The organism is Streptomyces sp. cmx-18-6 (assembly GCF_046548915.1).
Classification (GTDB): domain Bacteria; phylum Actinomycetota; class Actinomycetes; order Streptomycetales; family Streptomycetaceae; genus Streptomyces.
Window position 1 is genome coordinate 805,334 of the sequence record NZ_JAEBEP010000001.1, and the last position, 22,236, is coordinate 827,569.

General features: G+C 74.3%; 14 protein-coding genes and 1 pseudogene. 9 read left to right on the top strand and 6 right to left on the bottom strand.

All coding sequences use genetic code 11. From position 1 onward, the window contains the following. Nucleotides 1–28: 28 nt before the first annotated feature. The 4 genes from ACLJPL_RS03615 to ACLJPL_RS03630 all read left to right on the top strand — a co-directional run bounded on the left by ACLJPL_RS03615 (nucleotide 29) and on the right by ACLJPL_RS03630 (nucleotide 5,978). On the top strand, nucleotides 29–3,364 hold the full coding sequence (locus tag ACLJPL_RS03615) for an adenylate/guanylate cyclase domain-containing protein (protein ID WP_411079167.1): 3,336 nt from the start codon (nucleotides 29–31) through the stop codon (nucleotides 3,362–3,364). 3 nt (nucleotides 3,365–3,367) lie between these two features. Beyond that, the gene (locus ACLJPL_RS03620; RefSeq protein ID WP_411079168.1) at nucleotides 3,368–4,351 is read left to right on the top strand and encodes a S8 family peptidase; all 984 of its coding nucleotides are present in this window, start codon (nucleotides 3,368–3,370) and stop codon (nucleotides 4,349–4,351) included. Further along, on the top strand, nucleotides 4,335–4,937 hold the full coding sequence (locus ACLJPL_RS03625; protein ID WP_411079169.1) for a GAF domain-containing protein: 603 nt from the start codon (nucleotides 4,335–4,337) through the stop codon (nucleotides 4,935–4,937). The genes ACLJPL_RS03620 and ACLJPL_RS03625 overlap by 17 nt, the downstream gene beginning before the upstream one ends. 252 nt (nucleotides 4,938–5,189) lie before the next feature. Next, nucleotides 5,190–5,978, top strand: a complete 789-nt coding sequence (locus ACLJPL_RS03630) for a sugar phosphate isomerase/epimerase family protein (protein WP_411079170.1) — start codon at nucleotides 5,190–5,192, stop codon at nucleotides 5,976–5,978. Here ACLJPL_RS03630 and ACLJPL_RS03635 read toward each other — a convergent pair. Next, nucleotides 5,926–6,810: pseudogene (locus tag ACLJPL_RS03635) on the bottom strand (EamA family transporter); the annotation flags it as partial. The gene ACLJPL_RS03630 and the pseudogene ACLJPL_RS03635 sit on opposite strands and share 53 nt — an antisense overlap. Before the next feature lie 113 nt (nucleotides 6,811–6,923). Here ACLJPL_RS03635 and ACLJPL_RS03640 point away from each other — a divergent pair. Together ACLJPL_RS03640 and ACLJPL_RS03645 are read left to right on the top strand one after the other, a co-directional pair. Next, nucleotides 6,924–7,832 carry a LysR family transcriptional regulator gene (locus ACLJPL_RS03640; RefSeq protein WP_411079171.1) on the top strand — a complete coding sequence of 303 codons (909 nt, stop codon included), beginning with the start codon at nucleotides 6,924–6,926 and terminating at the stop codon, nucleotides 7,830–7,832. A 299-nt stretch (nucleotides 7,833–8,131) separates the two neighbouring features. Continuing rightward, nucleotides 8,132–9,967, top strand: coding sequence for a glycoside hydrolase family 3 protein (locus tag ACLJPL_RS03645; protein ID WP_411079172.1), 1,836 nt, complete (start codon nucleotides 8,132–8,134; stop codon nucleotides 9,965–9,967). 114 nt (nucleotides 9,968–10,081) lie between these two features. On the opposite strand, the gene ACLJPL_RS03650 is transcribed toward ACLJPL_RS03645, so the two are convergent. From ACLJPL_RS03650 to ACLJPL_RS03660, 3 genes are all read right to left on the bottom strand, one after another. After that, the gene (locus ACLJPL_RS03650; RefSeq protein WP_411079173.1) at nucleotides 10,082–11,590 is read right to left on the bottom strand and encodes a S28 family serine protease; all 1,509 of its coding nucleotides are present in this window, start codon (nucleotides 11,588–11,590) and stop codon (nucleotides 10,082–10,084) included. Between the two features lie 236 nt (nucleotides 11,591–11,826). Continuing rightward, nucleotides 11,827–12,189 carry a hypothetical protein gene (locus ACLJPL_RS03655; protein WP_411079174.1) on the bottom strand — a complete coding sequence of 121 codons (363 nt, stop codon included), beginning with the start codon at nucleotides 12,187–12,189 and terminating at the stop codon, nucleotides 11,827–11,829. Nucleotides 12,190–12,486: 297 nt separating this feature from the next. After that, on the bottom strand, nucleotides 12,487–16,311 hold the full coding sequence (locus ACLJPL_RS03660; protein WP_411079175.1) for an ABC transporter ATP-binding protein: 3,825 nt from the start codon (nucleotides 16,309–16,311) through the stop codon (nucleotides 12,487–12,489). A 242-nt stretch (nucleotides 16,312–16,553) separates the two neighbouring features. On the opposite strand from ACLJPL_RS03660, the gene ACLJPL_RS03665 reads away from it, so the two are divergent. Continuing rightward, nucleotides 16,554–16,922 (top strand): type II toxin-antitoxin system RelE/ParE family toxin, encoded by a 369-nt coding sequence (locus tag ACLJPL_RS03665; RefSeq protein WP_411079176.1) that lies wholly within the window; start codon nucleotides 16,554–16,556, stop codon nucleotides 16,920–16,922. A 27-nt stretch (nucleotides 16,923–16,949) separates the two neighbouring features. After that, complete coding sequence (locus ACLJPL_RS03670; RefSeq protein WP_411079177.1) at nucleotides 16,950–17,408, top strand: helix-turn-helix domain-containing protein; 459 nt, start codon at nucleotides 16,950–16,952, stop codon at nucleotides 17,406–17,408. 25 nt (nucleotides 17,409–17,433) lie between these two features. On the opposite strand, the gene ACLJPL_RS03675 is transcribed toward ACLJPL_RS03670, so the two are convergent. Beyond that, a complete protein-coding gene (locus ACLJPL_RS03675) occupies nucleotides 17,434–19,125 on the bottom strand; it encodes a thiamine pyrophosphate-binding protein (RefSeq protein ID WP_411079178.1) in 1,692 nt (563 codons plus the stop codon). Further along, the gene (gene speB, locus ACLJPL_RS03680) at nucleotides 19,122–20,093 is read right to left on the bottom strand and encodes an agmatinase (RefSeq protein WP_411079179.1); all 972 of its coding nucleotides are present in this window, start codon (nucleotides 20,091–20,093) and stop codon (nucleotides 19,122–19,124) included. Before speB ends, ACLJPL_RS03675 begins: the two co-directional genes overlap by 4 nt. A 114-nt stretch (nucleotides 20,094–20,207) precedes the next feature. Here speB and ACLJPL_RS03685 point away from each other — a divergent pair, with 114 nt between their 5' ends. Beyond that, on the top strand, nucleotides 20,208–22,139 hold the full coding sequence (locus tag ACLJPL_RS03685) for a PucR family transcriptional regulator ligand-binding domain-containing protein (protein ID WP_411079180.1): 1,932 nt from the start codon (nucleotides 20,208–20,210) through the stop codon (nucleotides 22,137–22,139). The last annotated feature ends 97 nt before the right edge of the window (nucleotides 22,140–22,236 follow it).

The following is a 22,236-nucleotide window of genomic DNA, read 5'->3' on the forward strand; positions in this document are numbered from 1 at the left end:
GAGTTGGACCCGACCTTGAGGACCCGCCATGATCTGCCCCTCGTGCCGACAGGACCTTCCCGCAACGGCCCGGTTCTGCTCGTCGTGCGGGACGCCGTGCGCCGGTCCGGCGACGGCGGCCCCCGCCACGACGGCTTCACCGCCGCCGCCCGAGGACGAACGCAAGCCGGTGACCGTGCTGTTCTGCGATCTCGTGGGCTCCACGGCGCTGTCGGGCGTGCTGGACCCGGAGACCCTGCGGACGGTGACGCTGCGGTACTTCGAGGCGATGAGCGCGCAGATCGTGGCGCGCGGCGGCACCCCGGAGAAGTTCATCGGGGACGCGGTCATGGCGGTGTTCGGGGTGCCCGTGGTCCGCGAGGACGACGCCCGCCGGGCGCTGGCGGCGGCGCTCGGGATGCGCCGGGCGCTGGACGCGCTCAATGAGGAGCTGCACGCCTCGCTCGGCATCCGGCTGACCACCCGGGTCGGCGTCAACACCGGCCAGGTGGTGGCCGGTTCGGACGCCACGGCCCGGCAGGCCCTGGTGTCCGGCGAGGTCGTCAACATCGCCGCCCGGCTGGAGCAGAACGCGGGCCCCGGCGAGATCTTCATCGGCCCGGGGACCCTCCTGGCCGCCGGCCCCACGGTGACGGCCGAGCCCACCGGGCCGCTCCGGCTGAAGGGGAAGCGCGAGAGCGTCGCCGCCTACCGGCTGCTCGCCCTGGGCGCGGACGACCCCGAGCTGCTGCGCCGCTTCGACGCCCCCTTCGTCGGCCGCGAACGCGAACTGGCTGACCTGAAGGCCGCGTTGGACGGTGTCGTACGGGACCGGCGCCCGGTTCTGCTGCGGGTGAGCGGGGAGGCGGGCATCGGAAAGACCCGGCTGGTACGGGAGTGGCTCACCCGGCGCGCGGACGCGGGGGCGCTCGCGTACGGGGCGGGCCGCTGCCGCACCTACGGGGACCACGGCACCCTGGCCCCCCTCGCCGACGCCGTACGCCCCCTGCTCCCCCACGCTCAAGCGCCGGTGGACGAGGCGACCGACGACGCGATGGCCCTGCTCTCCGGCGGCCTCCTGCGCGACGGCACCCCCAACGCGCCCTTCGAGGACATGTGCGCCGCGCTGGCCGTGGTCCTGAGGCAGGCGGCCGCGCCCCGGCCGGTGGTCCTGGTGCTCGACGACTGGCACGCGGCGGCCCCCCTGCTGGTCCGCACGGTGGACCGGCTCACGAGCGGGACCGGGCCCGCCCGCGTCCTGGTGATCTGCGCGGGCCGCCCGGACGGCACGGAGGGCCCGGCCGGGACGGCCGGGACGGACACCGGGGGCGCGGACGGGACGGCCGGCGCAGACGCCGGAGGCGCGGCCGGGACAGCCGGCACAGACACCGGGGGCGCGGACGGGGCAGCCGGCACAGACACCGTGAGCGCGGCCGTCGAGAGGCGGGCGCATCTCCAGCTCGCCGGCCTGCCGCGCGCGGAGGCGGCCCGGCTCGCCGCCGGGCTCGCGCGGCTCGACGGCCGCCCCGCCCCGGCCGACGACCGGCTCCTGGCCCGCTCCGAAGGCAATCCGCTCTACCTGGAACAGCTCCTGGTCGGCGACCGGACCGCCGCCCCGGGACCGGAGGGCGAGCTGCCGCCCACCCTCCAGGCCCTGCTGGGCGCGCGGATCGGTGCGCTGGCGCGGGCGGAACGCGCGGTGGTGGACCTGGCCGCCGTGATCGGCCGGGAGTTCGCGGCGGCGGAGCTGGTGCGGCTGGAGCTCTCCGTACGGACGGCGGAGCAGCCCGGGGCGCTCGCCGCCGGGGCGGGCGGGTACGGGTCCCAGGACCTCCACCGCGTCGACGAGGCCCTCGCCGCGCTGGCCCGGCGGCGGCTGGTGGAGCCCGCGCCGGCCGGGGACGGGGAGTCGTCGGCGTACCGGTTCAGCAGTGGGCTGGTGCACGAGGTCGCCTACGCCTCGCTCTCCAAGCGGGCCAAGGCGGAGCGCCACGCGTGGGCGGCCGAGCTGCCGAGCGTGCTGCGGACCGGGGACGGCGCGGTCGGGGGCCATCTGGAGCGCGCCTACCGCTACCGCGCCGAGCTCGGGCTCCTGGACGACCGGGCCCGGCTGCTGCGGGACCGCGCCGCCTGGGCGCTCACCCGGGCCGGGGCGCAGGCCGCCGCCCGGTCCGACCTGCACTGGGCGCACGGGCTGCTGGAGCGGGCGGTGGAGCTGCGGCCGGACGGGGCGGCGGCGTCGCGGGGGCTCGGTGAGGTGCGGGTGGCGCTCGGCCGGGTCGAGGAGGGGGCCGAACTACTGCGCAGGGTGAGCGACTTGGGCGCGGAGCCCGTGGAGGCGGCGCACGCCCGGCTGGCCCTGGCGGTGCTGGACCCGGCGGGCGGCCCCGGTCCCGCCGCCACGGCCCGCGCGGTGCTCCCGGTCTTCGAGGCGGCCGGGGACGCCCTGGGCCGGGCCCGGGCCCACCTCCGCCTCGCCCAGCAGCTCCAGCGCTCGGGCCGGCACGAGGAGGCGGAGCGCGACCACGCGCGGGCCCTGGAGCACGCGGTGGCGGCCGGGGCCGAACCGGAGCGGGCCGGGGCCCTGGGCGCGATCGGGATCTCCCTGTGGCGCGGCCCGCTCCCGGTGCCCGAGGCGGTGGAGCGCTGCCGGGCCCTGCTGGCGGCGCACGGGACCGGGCGGCCCACGGTCCGGGTCACCCTCAACTGCCCGCTGGCCGTGCTGTACGCCCTCCAGGACCGGGGCGGCGAGGCGTACGGCGCTCTGGCGGAGGCGGAACGGCTGGCCGGGAAGCTCGGGTTCGCGGAGGCGGAGGTGTTCCTGCCGGTGTTCCGGGCGACGGTGGTGGCGCTGCTCGGCCGGGACGCGGAGGCCCTGGCGCTGCTGGCCCGGGCGGACGCGGCGGCCCGGCGCACGGGGGCGGCGGGGATGCGGACGGCCGTCGCGCTGGACGCGGCCCGGCTGGAGCTGGACGCGGGCGACGAGGGGCGGGCGGCGGCATGGCTGGCGGGCATCGGCGACGCGTCGGGGCTGAGCCGCGCGGACGCCGTCGACCTGGAGGGCCTGCGCGCCCGGCTGGCGGCCCGGGACCGCCCGGAGGAGGCCGTCCAGCACGCCGAGAGGGCCGTACGCGCCTCCCTGCTCACCGACTCCCCGCTGGTGCAGGCGTCCGCCGAGCTGGACCGGGCCCGCACGCTCGCCGCGCTGGGCCGCCGCGCCGCCGCCGAGGCCGCCGCCCGGAGCGCCGGGGAGCACTTCGCGGGCAAGGGGCACCTGCCGGGGGCCCGCCGGGCGGCGGCCTTCCTCACGGCGCGGGCGGGCCCCGCCCGCGCGGCCACCGCTACCGCCATGGTCACGACGAGCACGACGAGGGAAGGGAGCTGACCGATGGGCGCCACGGGAGAAGTCACGGCGGCCGGAACGAGGAGCGCCCCGGGGCAGGGCCTGACCTGGAGCCTGCGCGGACGCGGCCCCGAGGACGTGCCCGTACTGGGCGACCCGGGACCGCCGGGCGGACACCCCGCCGGGCCCGCCACCGGGCGCGGCGTCCGGGTGTGCGTGGTCGACTCGGGGGTCGAGCGCGACCACCCGCTGGTCGGTGAGCCGGCCGGTTCCTGGGTGGTGGTCAAGGACGGGGAGAGCGGCGGGATCACGGTCGAGCCGACGACGACCGGCGACACCTGCGGGCACGGCACCGCGTGCGCGGGCATCATCCGCCGGACCGCGCCGGAGTGCGAGATCCACAGCGTCCGGGTGCTGGGCGAGCGGTTCTCGGGCACGGGGGACGTGCTGATGGCCGGGTTGCGCTGGGCGGTCGAGCAGCGCTTCGACGTGGTCAACCTCAGCCTGTCGACCACCCGCACCCGGTTCGCGCAGGAGCTGCACAGCCTCGCGGACAGCGCCTACTTCGCCCGTACGGTGATCGTCGCCTCGGCCCACAACACCCCGGTGGAGAGCTTCCCCTGGCGGTTCGCCTCGGTGATCTCCGTGGGCAGCCACCAGGAGGACGACCCCGATCTCCACCTCTACAACCCGGACCCGCCCGTCGAGTTCTTCGGGCCGGGCCAGAACGTGACCGTGCCGTGGCTGGGCGGCCGGACGATCCGCACCACGGGGAACAGCTTCGCCACGCCGTACGTCGCCGGGCTCTGCGCCCGCATCCTGTCCGAGCATCCGAGGATGACGGCCTTCCAGCTCAAGAACGCCCTCTATCTGTCCGCGGCCAACGTGCGCCACAGCCCGCGCCCTTCGACAGCCGCACGCCCCTCCACGGCGGCACGTCCCTCCACAGCGGTACCTCCCTCAACAGCGGTACGTCCTTCAACAGCGGCAGGAGATACAGGAGATGACCGCGATGACTCCGAGAACTGAATCCGCCCCCGTGCCCGCCCCTGCTCCTTCCGACGCGCCCCGCAACGAGCTGCTCCAGTCGGTCGTGGACGTGGCCCGGGCCATCTTCGGCGCGGCGGCCAGCTCGGTCCTCCTGCTGGACGAGGAGGCGGACGAGCTGGTGTTCCGGGCGGTCTCCGGCGAGGGCCAGGAGTTCCTGGTCGGCCGCCGGTTCCCCGCCGGGCGCGGCATCGCCGGCTGGGTGGCGACCTCGGGCGAACCGATGGTGGTGGACGACCTGGCCGCCACCCCGTCCTTCGACCGTTCGCTGGCGGAGTCCACCGAGTACGTCCCGGACTCCCTGATGGCGGCCCCCCTGATCAGCGACTCCCGGGTCCTGGGCGTGCTCGAGGTGCTGGACGCCTCACCGCAGGCCCGCTCCAGCGTGCGGGAGCTGGACCTGCTGGCGATGTTCGCCCGGCAGGCGGCGGCGGCCCTGCGGGTGATCACCCCGGTCCCGGTCGCGGCGGGCCTCCCGGCGGCCGGGCGGGCGCTGGAGGGTGCGCAGCGGGAGGACGCGCTGCGGCTGCTCGGCAGCCTGGAGCAGGTGCTGCGAGGCACGGGCTGAGAGAGTGCCGCCGTACGGATACGCGTACGGGTACGGGCGGGGCTGCGGACGTACGCGTACCGGCACGGACGTACGCGTACCAGCACGGGCGTACGCGTACCGGCACAGGCGTACGCGTACCGGCACAGGCAGCAGCACGGACGTACGGGTACGGGCGCGGCGGCTGTCGTGCGTAGCGGCCGGTGCGGTGGGCAGGAGCCGGGGAAGGCGCCGGAGATGCTCCCGCGCGGTGACGAAGGGAAGGACACGCACGTGAAGCTCGCTTTCTCCACGCTCGGGGTGCCGGGGATGCCGGTGGCCGAGGTCGTGCGGCTCGCCGCCGAACACGGTTACCGGGGCGTCGAGCTGCGCGCCCACCCCGATGAGCCCGTACACGTGGGGCTCTCGTCGCTGGAGCGGGCCGATGTGGTCGAGGCGTTCAAGGCGGCCGGGGTGGAGGTCCTGACCGTGGCCGGGTACGTCCAGGTGGCATCGGAGGGCGACGACGAGGCCGTCTCCGCCGAGCTGGCCGAGCTGGTGAAGCTCGCCCGGGACCTGGGCGCGCGGTATGTCCGGGTCTTCCCCGGCGGCGGCGACCAGGACCCGGCGGACGCCGACGCGACCGCCGCCCGCCGCCTGGGCGCGGCCGCTCCGGCCGCCGCCGACATGGGCGTGGGCATCCTGCTGGAGACCCACGACAGCCACCGGGCGGGCGCGGACGTGGCCCGGATCGTCGGCACGGTCGGCCACCCCCGGATCGGGGCGATCTGGGACGTCCTGCACACCTGGCTGGCCGGTGAGGAGCCGGCCGCGAGCCATGCGGTGCTCGCCCCGCACCTCGGCTACGTACAGGTGAAGGACGTCGCGTCGGCGGACGAGCTCACACCGCTGCCCCTGGGGGCGGGGGTGCTGCCGCTCGCGGAGTGTCTGGACGGGCTGGATCCGCAGACGTGGGTGTGCTGGGAGTACGAGAAGCGCTGGCACCCGGAGGCGGCGGAACTGCCGGGTCTGCTGAGCGCGGGCCGGGACCACCTGCTGCGGCTCGGGGCGCCCAAGATGTGAGGCCCACCCCGCCGACCAGCAGCGCCGCCGCGCACCACCGCAGCGGGCTGACCGACTCGCCGAGGAACAGGGCCGCCGAGGACATCCCGAAGACCGGGACGAGCAGGGTGAACGGGGCGACGGACGAGGCCGGGTGGTGGCGGAGCAGGAAGCCCCACGCGCCGAAGCCGAACACGGTGCTGACCCAGGCGAGGAACAGGATGATCGCCACCCCGCTCCAGTCCAGCGCGGCCAGGGCCGCCGCGTCGCGGTCCCAGCCCTCGAAGAGGAGGGAGAGGCCGAGCAGCGGCAGCACGGGCACGGTCGAGACCCAGACCATGAAGGAGAGCGCGTCCGGCGGGGCGGCCCGGCGGGTCAGCACGTTGGAGACGCCCCAGCAGGCCGCCGCGGCGACGACCAGCACGAACGCCAGGACCGGCCCGCCCGCCCCCTCGTCCACGGCGGCCACCCCGATGCCGGCGAGCGCGATCGCCATGCCCAACGTCCTCGTCCGGCCGGGGCGTTCGGAGAGGGCGAGGGCGGCGAACAAGGCGGTGAAGACGGTCTGGACCTGGAGGACCAGGGAGGAGAGCCCGGCGGGCATCCCCTGGTCCATGCCGATGAACAGCAGCCCGAACTTCCCGACCCCGAGCGCGAGCCCCACCCCGATGATCCACTTCCAGGCGACGGTGGGCCGCCCGACCAGGAACACGGCGGGCAGGGCGGCGACGAGGAAGCGCAGCGCGGAGAAGAGCAGCGGCGGGAAGTGACCGAGCCCCAGCTCGATCACGACGAAGTTCACGCCCCAGACGGCGGCGATCAGCACGGCCAGGGCGATGTGGAGAGGACGCATGGACCCGAGCATCGGCCGGGGCCACTGTGTAGCACCAGCACGGATTTCTTCATGGTGGAATGGAGCGTTGCTAACGAATCACCCGGCTCGCCCCCTCCCCCTGTGAGGTCACGGTGCTCGATCTGTCCCGGCTGCGCGCCCTGCACGCCGTCTCCGTCCACGGTTCCGTCGCGGGCGCGGCCACCGCTCTCGGCTACACCCCGTCCGCCGTCTCGCAACAGATCACCAAGCTGGAGCGGGAGACCCGGACCACCCTCCTGGAGCGGCGCGGGCGCGGTGTCTCGCTGACCGAGGAGGCGTTCCATCTGGTCGACGCGGCGCAGCAGTTGATGGCCATCGTGGAGCGCACCGAGACGACGCTGGAGGAGCGCCGGGGGGTGCCGACCGGCCGTCTGACCATCGGCGCGTTCGCCTCGGCGACGCGCGGGCTGCTGCCGGGGGTGCTGGCGGAGCTGGGCCGGGACCATCCGGCGCTGGACGTGCGGCTGGACGAGGTCGATCCGCATCTGTCGGTGGACCTGGTGGCCAAGGGCGTCATCGACCTGGCCGTGGCCCACGACTGGGACATCGCCCCGCTGCCCGCCCCGGACGGCCTGGCGCAGGCGGCGATCGGCCTGGACCGGTGCGACCTGCTGGTCCCGGCAGGGCACCCGCTGGCCGGGCGGAAGGCGGTGCGGCGGGAGGAGCTGGCGCGGGAGCGGTGGATCTGCCCACCGCCGGGGACGGTGTGCCACGACTGGCTCACCCGGACCCTGCGCACGGCGGGCTATGAGCCCGACATCCGCCACCGGGCCGAGGAGCACCACACCCAACTCGCCCTGGTGGCCGCCGGACTGGGCGTCGCGCTGATCCCCCGGCTCGGGCGGGGCGTCGTCCCGCCGGGGGTGGTGGCGGTGCCCCTCGATCCCGTACCGGAACGGCGGCTGTACGCGCTGTGGCGTACGGAGGCGGCCCGGCGACCGGCGATCACGGCGGCGGTCGCCGCGCTCCAGGCCCATGGCGCGGCGGCGGGGCTGGAGTGACGGCCACCGGTTCACGGTGAGGGCGGGGAGCCCCCCGGGGGGCGAGGAGCGCCGAGGGCCGGAGAGGGCCGGAGAGGGCCGGAGAGGGCCGGAGAGGGCCGAGAGCAGGGAAGCCCGAGAGCAGGCACGGAGGGCCGAGAGCAGGGCAGGGCGAAAGCGGGCGGCGGGGAGCATCGGGGTCCGGCCACTCCTTCGCGCGCGTGTCGTTCCCGTTCCGTGCCCGCCCCCTTGACCGAAAGTTACTTTCCCTATATCCGTATCATCTTGGAAGTTTCTTTCACCCCCGGGAAGGAGCTCACGTGCCCCACCGCACCTCACGACGCACCCTCCTCACCGCCTCCGCCGCCGCGACCGCCGCCGCGGCCACCGGCGTCCTCTCCGTCACCGGCACCGCCGCCGCGCACCCCCACGACGCCTCCACCGACCGCGGGCTGCGGCGGATCATCGCCGGGATGAGCCTGGAGGAGAAGGTCGGCCAGCTCTTCGTCATGCGGGCGTACGGGCATCACGCCACCGACCCCGACCAGGCCGACATCGACGCGAACCTCAAGGAGATCGGGGTCCGTACCGCCGCCGAGCTGGTCGCCACGTACCACGTCGGCGGCATCATCTACTTCACCTGGGCGCGCAACACCCGCGACCCGCACCAGATCGCCGCCCTCTCCAACGGCCTCCAGCGCGCCGCCCGTTCCACCGGCTCCGGCCTGCCGCTGATCGTCTCCACCGACCAGGAGCACGGCATCGTCTGCCGGGTCGGCGAACCCGCCACCCTGCTGCCGGGCGCGATGGCGCTCGGCGCGGGCGGCTCGCGCTCCGACACCCGGCGGTCGGCCTGGATCGCGGGGGCCGAACTGGCCGCGCTCGGCATCAACCAGAACTACGCGCCGGACGCCGACGTGAACGTCAACCCGGCCAACCCGGTCATCGGCGTACGCTCCTTCGGCTCCGACCCCGCGTCGGTGGCCGAGCTGGTCGCGGCGCAGGTGAAGGGGTACCAGGACGCCGGGGTCGCGGCGACCGCCAAGCACTTCCCCGGGCACGGCGACACCAGCACCGACAGCCACACCGGGCTGCCGGTCATCGAGCACACCCGCGAGGAGTGGGAGGAGCTGGACGCGCCGCCGTTCCGGGCCGCGATCCGGGCCCGTATCGACTCGATCATGACTGCGCACATCGTGGTCCCTGCGCTCGACCCCTCCGAGGACCCGGCCACGCTCTCCCGGCCGATCCTCACCGGCATCCTGCGTGAGGAGCTGGGCTACGACGGGGTGGTGGTCACGGACTCGCTGGGCATGGAGGGCGTACGCACGAAGTACGGCGACGACCGCGTCCCGGTCCTCGCGCTGCTGGCGGGCGTGGACCAACTGCTGAACCCGCCGAACCTGTCGGTCGCCTGGAACGCCGTGCTGGCGGCGGTACGGGGCGGCGAGATCAGCGAGGCGCGTATCGATGAATCGATCCTGCGCATTCTGCGGCTGAAGACGAGGCTGGGCCTGTTCCGCGACCCGTTCGTCAGCGAACGGGGGGTGGACCGCACGGTCGGCATCCGCAAGCACCGCGCCGACGCCGACCGGATCGCCGAGCGCACGACGACGCTGCTGGCCGACCCCGGCGCGCTGCTGCCGCTCTCCCGCCGCACCCACCGCCGGCTGCTGGTCGTGGGCGCGGACCCGGCGTCCCCGTCCGGCACCACGGGCCCGCCGACCACCGTCCTGGCCGACGCCTTCACCGAACTGGGCTTCGCCGCCACGGCGTTGTCCACCGGTACGGCCCCGAACCAGGCGAAGACCGCCGAAGCCGTCGCCGCCGCAGAGGGCAGGGACGCGGTGATCGTGGCCACGTACAACGTCACGGCGAGCAGCACGCAACGCACCCTCGTCGACGCCCTCGTGGCGACCGGCGTCCCGGTGGTCGTCGTGGCGATCCGCAACCCGTACGACGCGGCCCACCTCACGGGCCGGGGGGTCGCCGCGATCCTGGCGTCCTACTCCTGGACGGACGTCGAACTCCGCGCCGCCGCCCGGGTGATCGCGGGCCGCGCCCGACCGGAGGGCAGGCTCCCGGTCCCGGTGCAGCGCGCGGACGACCCGGCGCGGGTGCTGTACCCGGTGGGCCACGGGCTGTCGTACCGGTAGCGGCACGGCGCCCGCCGGCTCTCCCCTACGCGTACGGGGGAGCCGGCGGGCGCCAGGCTCATGGCAGGGGCTGCGGGCGCTGAGCCGGGGGACCCAGCGCCCGCAGCACCTCTGCTACGGGCGGAGCGTGGCCTCGTCGCGCTCGACCTCGCCGTTGCGCTGGTCCAGCCTGGTGTCGAACTTCGCCAGCGGCTTCGCCTTCGCCGGGTCCGCCTGGACGGCCGCCGGAGCGACCCCGGCCCAGCGCTGGATGTCGGCGGTGGCCTTCGCCTTCTCGTCGGCGACGAGACCGGAGACCCGGGCCCCGTGGTTGCCGCCGGGCACGGTGTAGACGTAGCTGTCCTTGGCCCCGCGCCCGAGGCGGAAGGGCTCCGCACCCCACGGGTCGTTCTCCCCGTTGACGTACATCATCCGCCGGGCGTTGTTCCGGACCCAGCTGTCCACGTCCCGCATCGCGCCCCGGTCGAACTTCATCGGGATGGAGCGGGGCACGAAGGCGCGCGGGGGCTGGTAGCCGTAGCGGCTCAGGTTGCCGAGCCAGGGCTGCTTGATGGTCGGCGAACCGAGCTGGGTGCCCGCCTGGTAGAAGTACGGGGTGTACGGCTCCAGGCCCTGGTCCGCGAAGAACGAGAAGCCGGAGATGCCGTCGACGGAGTCCCAGATCTCCTGGTCGCCGGCCTTCTTGGCGTCGGCCGGGATCTCGCCGCAGTCGGCGAGCAGGCTGTACTGCCAGAACGCCCAGACGTAGTCCAGGACGACCGCCTCGTAGGCCCGGTCGAGGGAGCCGACCGTGTTGAAGGTGTAGCCGTTGGCGGCGGCGTACTCCTTGTACTTCTTCTGCAACGGGCCCCGGCGGACCAGCGCCTCGCGCTGCACCCCGGCGAGCCGGTCGCGGCACTCCTTGGTGCCGACGTCGCGGAAGAACCGGTCGTACGCGGAGTCCTCGTCGTTCACCACGTCGTTGGGCGCGACGTAGGCGACGACGCCGTCCATGTCCTTCGGGTAGAACCGCTCGAAGTAGGTGGCGGTCATGCCCCCCTTGGAGCCGCCGGTGGCCAGCCACTTCTTCCCGTAGATCTTCTTGAGCGCCGTGAACACCCGGTGCTGGTCACTGGCCGCCTGCCAGATGTCGAGCTTCGACCAGTCGGCGGGCGCCGGGCGGGACGGGGTGAAGAAGCGGTACTCCAGGGAGACCTGGTTGCCGTCGATGATCTGGGTCGGCTCGCTGCGGCTGGGGTTGGTCGAGACGTTGTAGCCGCTGGTCGAGAAGACCGTGGGACGGGAGGTGTCCTTGTGCAGCACGGTGATGCGCTGCTGGAACGTTCCCTTGGACGGACGCCGGTGGTCGACCGGCTGGGTGTAGTTGAGGACGAAGTAGCGGTATCCCGCGTAGGGCTTCTCCTCGATCAGACTCATTCCCGGGATGGCCAGGATGCGGTCCTTGACGTCCTGGTTGCTCGCATCGCTGCCTGCCTCGCCGCCCGCCCGGCTGATCGCGGCGGCGCCGCCGCTCTGCTTCGCGTCCGGTTCCGCGGCGGTGGCCGCACCGGCCGAGGCTCCCGCCGCTCCCACTGTGCCTATGAGCACCGCGAGCGAGAGAACCCCTGTGAGCGCCTTGCGCATACACCCTCCCCTTCGGACCGGCCGGCAGATGGAGGGCGGCGTCGCGGGCCGGGCACGCGGCCCGTCCCGCTCCTTCTCCCACCCTCCGTCTGCCGGTCGGTCTCATTCACAACAGTCGCGGTGAACTTAGCGAGGGCAACGCACGCCACGCCAGACCCAGTTGGGCGTGTCCTGTTTCCCGATCCGCGCTTACGCCGTTTGCCGGGACGTTCGGCCCATTCCGGAGAAGAGGGGCGTCAGCACAGAATCCAGCTGGTCGCGGCCGTGCGCCCGGCGACCGCTCCGGTGGCCCGGACGCAGCGGTTGAGGGCGTTCACCGTCACCGGCCCGGCCATCTTCGTGAACGATCCGCTGTCGCGGACCACGCGTCCGCCGCGCGGCTGGAGCGAGACGCTCATCGTCCGCCGCTTGCCCGGCTTCTTGGCCACGGTGACGGCACAGACATGGGCGCGGCTCTTGTAGACGCGCAGCTCCCCGGTGGCGAAGGCGATGGTCTTCGCCGGGCGGCCGGAGCAGGCGGGCGCGGCCTGCGCGGTGGCCGGGGAGCCGAGCAACACGACGAGCCCGGCCAGCAGCGGCAGGACGAGGAGGCGTGCCACCGCCCTCTCGGCCCGGGACCGCCCCTGCGATCGCCGCGATCCCGCCGTCCTGTCGAACACTTTCGCCCCCACCTGACATCTGTACGCATCTGCGCGTTCCTGGCTACGACGCACCAGACGGCTGGGGGGTTGCATGCGCGGGGCCGCCTCGGATGCCTGGGGGGGTGGGGCCCGGGGGCCCGGGGGTGCCTCAGTCGCCGGGGGCGCGCGGCTTCGGGGATGCCCGGGGGCCGGGGGCCCGGGGGTGCCTCAGACGCCGGGGGCGCGCGGCTTCGGGAATGCGCGGGCCCGGGTGCTTCAGACGCCCGCCGGCTCGTCCTCCCCTATGCCCTCGCCTATGAACGTGCGCCACAGCCGGGCGTACTGCCCGTCCCTGGCCAGCAGCTCGTCGTGCGTGCCGTCCTCCACGACGCGCCCCTGGTCCATCACCACGACCCGGTCGGCGCGGGCGGCGGTGGTCAGGCGGTGCGCCACCACCAGGGTGGTGCGGCGGCCGGTGAGCCGGTCGGTGGCCTGGTTGACCAGGGCCTCGGTGGCGAGGTCCAGGGACGCGGTGGCCTCGTCGAGGAGGAGGATGTCCGGGTCGACGAGCTCGGCGCGGGCGAGCGCGATGAGCTGGCGCTGCCCGGCGGAGAGGTTGCGTCCGCGCTCGGCGACCTCGTGGAGGTAGCCGTCCTCCAGGGTGGCGATCATGTCGTGCGCGCCGACCGCGCGGGCGGCGGCCTCCACCCGGGCGTCGGTGGCGTCGGGCAGCCCGTAGGCGATGGCGTCGCGGACCGTGCCGGCGAAGAGGTACGCCTCCTGGGGCACGACCCCGAGGCGGTGGCGGTAGGCGGTCATGTCGAGCCGGCGCAGATCGGTGCCGTCCGCGGTGACCCGGCCGGTGGTGGGGTCGTAGAACCGGGCGACGAGCTTGACCAGAGTGGACTTCCCCGCGCCCGTCTCCCCGACGAAGGCGACCGTCTGTCCGGCGGGGATGCGCAGGTCGATGCCGGTGAGGGCCTCTTCCTTCGCGCCGCTTGCGACGCCCTTCGGGCCGCCCTCCGCGTCCTCGGGACCGTACGCGAAGGAGACGTCCTCGAACGCGATCTCGCCGCGCAGGGAGAGCACGTCCATCGGTTCGTCGGAGTCGGCGGTGGAGGTGGGCTCGCGCAGCAGTTCCTGGATGCGGCCGAGGGAGACGGTGGCCTGCTGGTAGCCGTCGAAGACCTGGGAGAGCTGCTGGACGGGGGCGAAGAACAGCTCGATGTACAGGAGGTAGGCGACCAGCGCTCCGGTGGTAAGCGTGCCGTTGTCGACCCGGCCCGCGCCGACGATGATGACCGCCGCCGCGGCGACGGAGGCCAGCAGCTGGACGAACGGGAAGTAGATCGAGATCAGCCACTGGCCGCGGACCCGGGCCCGGCGGTAGTGGTCGCTGCGCTCGCTGAAGCGGGCGGCCCCGGCGCGCTCCCGGCCGAACGCCTGGACGATACGGAGGCCGGCGACGGACTCCTGGAGGTCGGCGTTGACGCCGCTGATGCGCTCACGGGCCAGTTCGTACGCCTTGACGCTGCTGCGGCGGAAGAAGAAGGTCCCGACGATCAGCACGGGCAGGGTCGCGAAGACGACCAGGGCGAGCTGGACGTCCAGGACGAGCAGGGCGACCATGATGCCGAAGAAGGTGACGACGGAGACGAACGCGGTGACCAGTCCGGTCTGGAGGAACGTGGACAGGGCGTCCACGTCCGTGGTCATCCGGGTCATGATCCGGCCGGTGAGCTCGCGCTCGTAGTAGTCGAGGCCCAGGCGCTGGAGCTGGGCGAAGATCTTGAGGCGGAGCGAGTAGAGGACCCGTTCGCCGGTGCGGCCGGTCATCCGGATCTCGCCGGTCTGGGCCACCCACTGGACGAGCACGACGGCCAGGCCGATCGCGGAGGCCGCCCACACCGCGCCCATCGACACCTGGGTGACGCCCTCGTCGATGCCGTACCGGATCAGGATCGGCAGCAGCAGGCCCATCCCGGCGTCGACGGCGACGAGCCCGAGGCTGATGAGCAGGGCCGCGCCGAAGCCGCGCAGCAGCCGGCGCAGCCCGTAGGACTCCTCGGGCCGCACGGCGCGCGCCTCGTCGACCTGCGGGGTGCCGGTGGCGGGCGGCAGCGCCTCGACCTGGGCGAGCAGCTCGGGCGTGGCGGGCATCCCGTCGACCGTGGCGTCCCCCTCCTCCTCCTTGCGGATCCACAGCTCGGGCGTGATGCCGCGCTCGGCGTCGAACTCGGCGGCCAGCTCCTCCTGGAGGGCGGCCCGGTCGCTCTCGGGGTCCGGTTCGCCGCGCGGCGGGCGGTGGCCCGGGGACGCGCCGCCGAGCTCGTCGGGGTCGGTGAGGAGACGGCGGTAGAGCGGGGAGGTGCGCTCCAGCTCCTCGTGGGTGCCGATGGCGGCGACCTTGCCCGCGTCGAGGACGGCGATGCGGTCCGCGAGGGCGAGGGTGGAGCGGCGGTGGGCGATGAGGAGGGTGGTGCGGCCTGCCATCACCTGCTTCAGCGCCTCGTGGATCTCGTGCTCGACGCGGGCGTCGACGGCGGAGGTCGCGTCGTCGAGGAGCAGGAGCCGGGGGTCGGTGAGGATGGCGCGGGCGAGGGCGACGCGCTGGCGCTGGCCGCCGGAGAGGGTGAGCCCGTGCTCGCCGACCGTGGTGTCGTAGCCCTTCGGCAGCTCGGCGATGAACCGGTCGGCCTGGGCGGCGCGGGCGGCCTGCTCGATCTGCTCCTGGGTGGCGTCGGGGAAGCCGTAGGCGATGTTGGCGCGGACGGTGTCGGAGAAGAGGAAGCTGTCCTCGGGGACGAGCCCGATGGCGGAGCGCAGGGACGCCTGGGTGAGCTCGCGGACGTCGTGGCCGCCGATCAGGACCGCGCCGTGGGAGACGTCGTAGAAGCGGGGCACCAGGAGCGAGACGGTGGACTTGCCGCTGCCGGAGGCTCCGACGAGGGCGACGGTCTCGCCGGGTTCGACGGTGAGCGAGAAGCCGTCGAGGACCGGGCGCTCGTCGGCTCCGCTTACGAGGTTCGTGTCCGCGGCGGAGGCGGAGCGGAGCGGAGCGTAACCGAACCGGACGTCGTCGAACTCGATCCCGGCCGGGGCGTCGGCGGGCAGCTCCTTCGTGCCGTCCCGCATGGAGGGCTCGGTGTCGATGAGCTCCAGGACGCGTTCCACGCCGGCGCGGGCCTGCTGGCCGACCGTGAGGACCATGGCGAGCATCCGGACCGGGCCGACGAGCTGGGCGAGGTAGGTCGAGAAGGCGACGAACGTGCCGAGGGTGATCTCGCCCCGGGTGGCCAGCCAGCCGCCGAGGGCGAGCATGGCGACCTGGCCGAGCGCGGGCACGGCCTGGAGGGCGGGGGTGTAGCGGGAGTTGAGCCGGATGGTGCGCAGCCGCCCGGCGAAGAGCCGGCGGCTGACCTCGCGGAGCTTGCCGGTCTCCTGGTCCTCCTGGCCGAACCCCTTGACGACCCGCACCCCGGAGACGGCCCCGTCGACGACCCCGGCGACGGCGGCGGCCTGGCCCTGGGCGTACCAGGTGGCGGGGAAGAGGCGCTTGCGGGAGCGGCGGGCGATGGCCCAGAGCGCGGGGGCGACGGCGAGGGCGACGAGGGTGAGCGGCAGGGACAGCCACGCCATGATCACCAGGGAGAGCAGGAAGAGCAGGACGTTCCCGATGGTCATCGGGAGCATGAACAGCAGGCCCTGGATGAGCTGGAGGTCGCTGGTCGCGCGGCCGACGACCTGGCCGGTGGACAGCTCGTCCTGGCGCTTGCCGTCGAGCTTGGTGATCGTCGCGTACATGTCCGTACGCAGGTCGTGCTGGACGTCGAGGGCGAGCCGGCCGCCGTAGTACCGCCGGATGTAGGTGGCGACGTAGACGAGGGCGGCGGCTCCGACGAGGAGGCCGGTCCAGACGGCGAGCGAGCGGGTGTGGTCGGTGACGACGTCGTCGATGATCACCTTGGTGATCAGCGGGACGAGGGCCATGACGGCCATCCCGCCGAGCGAGGAGCCGAGGGCGAGCAGGACGTTGCGCCGGTAGCGCCACGCGTACCCGGTAAGCCGCCGGCCCCACCCCTGCTGCTCTGCGCCCGTCACGCGTTGCCTCCCTATCGCCCCGTCTGTCGGCATGCCCGTGTCCGGTTACCCGGATCGCGGGCCTGCTCTACCGGAAGGCACCAACATCACGGGGGGCGGATTTCATCCCTCCGCAACAAAAGAGAGGCGGGCCCGAGGCCGACTTGAGCGCCGGTCAACAGGCCGGGGCAATGTCACTCGTCCGGCGGACTTCACCTCCGTCAGACGCAGTTATATACTGGTGGACATATACGCTCCCCCATATGGAAGAACCCTTCATCATCGAGATCGAGCCGGAGGTCAGACTGTGGCTGACGAACCTGTCGGCGAGTGACTACGAGCGGGCGGCACACGCGGCGGGCAGGTTGGCGCGCAGCGCGACCACCTTGGACGAACCTCACTCGCGATTCATCGGGGGCGGAGTGCGGGAGCTCAGGTTCGAGCTGGGGCGCAATCGCGAGGCCGTACGAATTTCGTACTGGCTGGCCCCGGAGCGCCGGGTCGTCCTGCTGACCGTCTTCCGCAAGACGCGGCAGCGCGAGAATGCGGAGATCGCTCGTGCCAGGCGCGCCAGGGCGATCTGCGAGACGGAGCACGAGCCGGCCCACGACACATTCATCCGCGATGTCTAGACGCGACGTCTGGAAAGGAAGAGCCACATGGTGAGTCACGCACAGTGGAAGCTTGCCCGGGACCGGAAGGTCGCCGAGAGCATCTCGGAGGGCGAGGACGGCGCCGAGAGCGCGGAGCGCGTACGCCGCCGCCTGGAGCTGGATCTGGCCTGGGACCTCGGGCAGGCCGTCTACGACCGCCGTACGGCACTGGGGCTGGCCCAGACCGAGCTGGCGCGGCGGGCGCGGATGAGCCAGCCGCAGGTCTCCAAGCTGGAGCTCGGGGGTTCCATGCCGACCGTGCCCCTGCTGGCCCGGCTCGCGCGCGCGCTGAACGCCGACTTCAGCCTGACACCGCTGGGCGAGGGTGTCCGGGTCTCCTTCATCCCCCATGAATCCCGGGCGCAGGAGGCCGGTGCGGAGCCGCCCTCCACCGCATCCGCACCCGCCGCCGAAGCGGAAGCGGAAGCGGACGCGAGCACGGAGAGGGCGGCGGCGACCGGCTGAGGGACCGGCCCACAGGTGGCGCGGCCTACAGATGCGTCGGCTCGAACATCCGCAGCAGGACCGGGAGCACGACGACGGACGGTCCCGGGGCCGCCAGGGCCTTGCCCAGGTCCGCGGCGAGCGACTCCGGGGTCGTACGGACGGCGGGCACGCCGAAGGACTCGGCCAGGGCGACGAAGTCCGGGCGGGTCAGCTCGGTGGCCTCGGCGGCCGAGGTCTCGCCGAAGGCGTCCGTCATGTACTCGCGCAGGATGCCGTAGCCGCCGTCGTCGACGATCAGCCAGGTCAGCGGCGCGTCGTACTGCCGCGCGGTGGCCAGTTCCGCGATCGAGTACATCGCGCCGCCGTCGCCGGAGACCGCCAGCACCGGAGTCGTCGGGTCGGCGGCGGCAGCCCCGACGGCCGCCGGGAAGGCGTAACCGAGGCCGCCCGCGCCCTGGGCCGAGTGCATGGTGTTGGGGCGGCGGGCGTCGAACGCGGACCACGCCCAGTACGCCAGGATCGTCATGTCCCAGAAGCTGGGCGAGGCGTCGGGCAGCGCCTCGCGGACGGCGGTGAGGACCTGCTGCTCCAGGGTGAGTTCCTGGGCCTCGATCCGGACCCGCACCTTCTCCAGCACCGTACGCACACGCTCCGCCGCCCCCGCGTCCTCGCGCCGCTCGACGGCGTCCAGCAGGTCGGCCAGGGCCTCGCGCGCGTCGGAGTGGATGCCGAGGGCGGGGTGGTTGGACTCCAGCTTCCCGGCGTCCGCCTCGATCTGGATCACCCGGCCGCGCGGGCGGAAGGTGTGGTAGTTCGAGGAGAGTTCGCCGAGCCCCGAGCCGACGACGAGCAGGACGTCCGCGTCCTCCAGGAAGTCGGTGGTGTGCCGGTCCTCCAGCCAGGAGCGCAGCGACAGCGGGTGCTCCCAGGGGAACGCGCCCTTGCCGCCGAAGGTGGTGACGACGGGGGCGTCGATCTTCTCGGCCAGCGCGCGCAGCTTGCCGGAGGCGTCGGAGCGTACGACTCCGCCGCCCGCGATGATCACCGGCCGCTCGGCGTTCGACAGCAGATGGGCGGCGGCGATCGTCAGCTCGGGGCGCGGGTAGAGCTCGCGCGGGGCGGCGTCCATGGCGCTGACGACGGGCAGGGTCGTCTCCGCCAGCAGCACGTCCTGCGGGATCTCCACCCAGACCGGCCCGTGCGGGGCGGTCAGCGCGGACTCCCAGGCGGCGGCGATCGCGGACGGGATCTGCGAGGCCGCCCGCACGGTGTGCACGGACTTCACGATGTCCCGGACGGACGCCTGCTGGTCGCGCAGCTCGTGGAGGTAGCCGTGACGCCCGCCGCCGAGCCCCGCCGTGGGGATCTGGCTGGCGATCGCGAGTACGGGGGCGGAGGCGGCGGCCGCCTCCTGGAGCGCGGCGAGCGAGGTGAGCGCGCCGGGCCCGGTGGACAGGAGCAGCGGTGCCACCTCGCCGGTGATCCGGCCGTACGCGTCGGCGGCGAAGCCCGCGTTGTTCTCGACGCGGAGTCCGACGTACCGCAGGGAGGACCGCCGCAGCGCGTCGAACATGCCCAGCGCGTGCTGGCCGGGCAGCCCGAAGACGGTGGTCGCGCCGAGCCCTTGCAGGGACTCCACGACGAGGTCGCCGCCGTTGCGCCCGGGCGGCGGGGTCAGTACGGCGGCGGCCTGCGCGGCGGTGAGCTGCGGCCGGTCGTCGTGATCGTGGCTCACTTGGCGTCCCTCCGCGCGGCGATCTGGCGGGACATGATCGTCGTCAGCTCGTACGCGGTGTGGGAGGCGGCCACGGAGGTGATCTCGGCGTGGTCGTACGCGGGGGCCACCTCCACCAGGTCGGCGGAGACCAGGTGGCAGGAGGCGAGGCCGCGCAGGATCTCCAGCAGCTCGCGGGAGGTGAGGCCGCCGGCCTCGGGGGTGCCGGTGCCGGGGGCGTGCGCCGGGTCCAGGACGTCGATGTCGATGGAGATGTAGAGCGGGCGGTCCCCGATGCGCTGGCGGAGCTGGTCGGTGATCTCGTCGACGCCGCGCCGCATGACGTCGGCGGAGGTGACGATGCCGAAGCCCATCTTCTCGTCGTCGGTCAGGTCCTGCTTGCCGTAGAGCGGGCCCCGGGTGCCGACGTGGGAGAGCGCGGAGGTGTCGAGGATGCTCTCCTCGACGGCCCGGCGGAAGGGGGTGCCGTGGGTGTACTCCGCGCCGAAGTAGGTGTCCCAGGTGTCCAGGTGCGCGTCGAAGTGGAGCAGGGCGACGGGCCCGTGCTTCTTGGCGACGGAGCGCAGGAGCGGCAGGGCGATGGTGTGGTCGCCGCCGAGGGTCATGAGGCGGGCGCCGGTGTTCAGGAGGTCGTCGGCGGCGGCCTCGACGGTCTCCACGGCCTCGTTGATGTTGAAGGGGTTCGCCGCGATGTCCCCGGCGTCCGCGACCTGCGCGAGGGCGAACGGGGAGGCGTCCTGGGCCGGGTTGTACGGGCGCAGCAGCCGGGACGCCTCACGGATCGCGTTGCCGCCGAAGCGGGCGCCGGGCCGGTAGGAGACCCCGCTGTCGAAGGGCACGCCGACGACGGCGACATCGGCCCGGCCGACCTCGTCGAGCCGGGGCAGCCGTGCGAACGTCGCGGGTCCTGCGTACCGGGGGACGCGGGAGGAGTCGATGGGGCCGCGCGGCGATTCGTTGCTGCTCATGGGGTGATGTGCCTTTCCTTCGGGTTCGTACGGTGTCCAGTGTGCGGGCGTGCGGGCGCGAGGAAGACGGTAGGTCGCCGAGGGCCGGGGGTGAAGTGTACGTTTCCTCTATTGATGGCATACCGAATGGACGAACCATCCATGCCGGACTCCCCGACCACCACCACGCTTCAGCCCCCGCTGACCCCGCCGATCCCGCTCGCCGCCCTGCTCGCCCGCGAGGAGCTGGGCCTGCGCCGGATCGCCGGTCCGGAGCGCGCCGAGCTGCTGTGGGTGCACACCTCGGAGATGGCCGACCCCTACCCGTACCTCCTCGGCGGGGAGCTGCTGCTGAGCGCCGGGGTGCTGCTGACGGACCCGGACCACTACGTCGCCCGGCTGGTGGAGGCGGGGGCGGCGGCGCTCGGATTCGGGGTCCGGCCGGTGCACGAGAGCGTTCCCCGGGCCCTGGTCGAGGCGTGCGACCGGCACGGGCTGCCGCTGATCGAGGTGCCGCCGCAGACCCCGTTCACGGCGATCGCGCGGGCGGTGTGGCGGCTGATGGCCCAGGCGCGCCACCGGGAGCTGCGCCGGGTGACCCGGGCCCAGCAGGCCCTGGCGACGGCGGCGGCCCGCCCCGACCCCGTACCGGCGGTGCTGCACCAGCTGGCGGCGCAGCTGCGGGGGCGGGCGGCCCTGCTGACGGCGCGGGGCGATGAGCTGCATGCGGCGGGGAGCCTCCCGGGGGCGGGGGCGGGGGCCCACCCTGCCCCGGAGGCAGGCGCGGTCCTGAGGGCGGGCGCGGCCCCTGGGGCGGGTGCGGCCCTGGCGCGTCTGGCTCGCGTGGTCGCCCAGGAAGGACCCGGCTCCCCCGCGTCGGCCACCGACGCCCTCGGCGACACGCACCTCTCCGCGTACGCGCTGGGCGGCGGCGAGGGCCTGGTGCTGGCCCTGGCGACGACGGGGCGGCGGGAGACCGGCGACCACGCGGTGGCCGGGATCGCGGTGGTCCTGCTGTCGCTGCTGGCCGCCCCGCACCAGGGGGCCGACGCGGCGGACCGCTCGGCGGCGCTCGTACGCCTGCTGCTCGGCGCTTCCCCGGCGGAGGTGGGCCCGCTGCTGGGCGGGGGGACCGGGCGCGGCGCGGGCACGGCGAGCGCGGGGGCCCGGGAGAGCGCGGGGGCCCGGGAGCGGGGGCGGGCTGGGGAGCGGGGGCGGGCTGGGGAGCGCGCGGAGGCCGGGGAGAGCGCGCAGACCGGGGAGCGCGCGGAGGCCGGGACGGCCGGGCAGGCCCGGGCGGGCACGGCGGGCGGGCGGGACGGGGAGCGCGCGGAGGCCGAGGAGCGCGCGGAAGCCGGGGAGGCCGGGCAGGCCCGGGCGGGCATGGCGGGCGGGCGGGACGGGGAGCGCGCGGAGGCCGGGGAGAGCGCGCAGACCGGGGAGCGCCCGGAAGCCGCGGAAGCCGCGGAGGCCGGGCAGGCCCGGGCGGGCGCGCGGTCCGGCGACGACGGTGACCGGTGGTCCGTGGTGCACGCCCGCCGCACGGACGGCACGCTGGCGGACCCGCTGACCGCCGGGGCGCTCGGGGCGTCGCTCGGCTCGGCGCTGGTCGACGCGGGCCGGGACGCGGACGCGGTACGGGTGCTGCTCCCGCCCGGCCGGGAGGCGACCCCGCAACCGGGCTGGACCCTCGGCGCGTCGGCCCCCTGCCCGCTCCCCGCCCTCGACGCCGCCGACCTCCGGGCCGCCCGCGCCCTGGGCCACGCGGAGGCGACCCGCGCCCCGCTGACGGTGGACGCCCCCGTCACCGGCCTGGCCGCCCTGATCCCGCCCGACCAGGCAGCAGCGCACGCCCGCGCGCTCCTCGCCCCGCTCACCTCGACGCTGGCCGACACCCTGCGCTGCTGGCTCTCGCTGCACGGCAGTTGGGACCGTACGGCGGTGGCCCTGGGCGTCCACCGCAACACCGTCCGCCAACGTATCGGCCGGTGCGGGGAGTTGCTGGAGGCGAACCTGGACGACATGGACGTACGGGCGGAGTTGTGGTTCGCGCTGCGGCGGGGGTGAGGGACGACGGGAGCGGCCGAACCCCGACGTCAACGCCGGGGCATCCGGCCGGATCACATCTGACGCAACCCTGCGGTTGCGCGTCAGGAGCCGAATG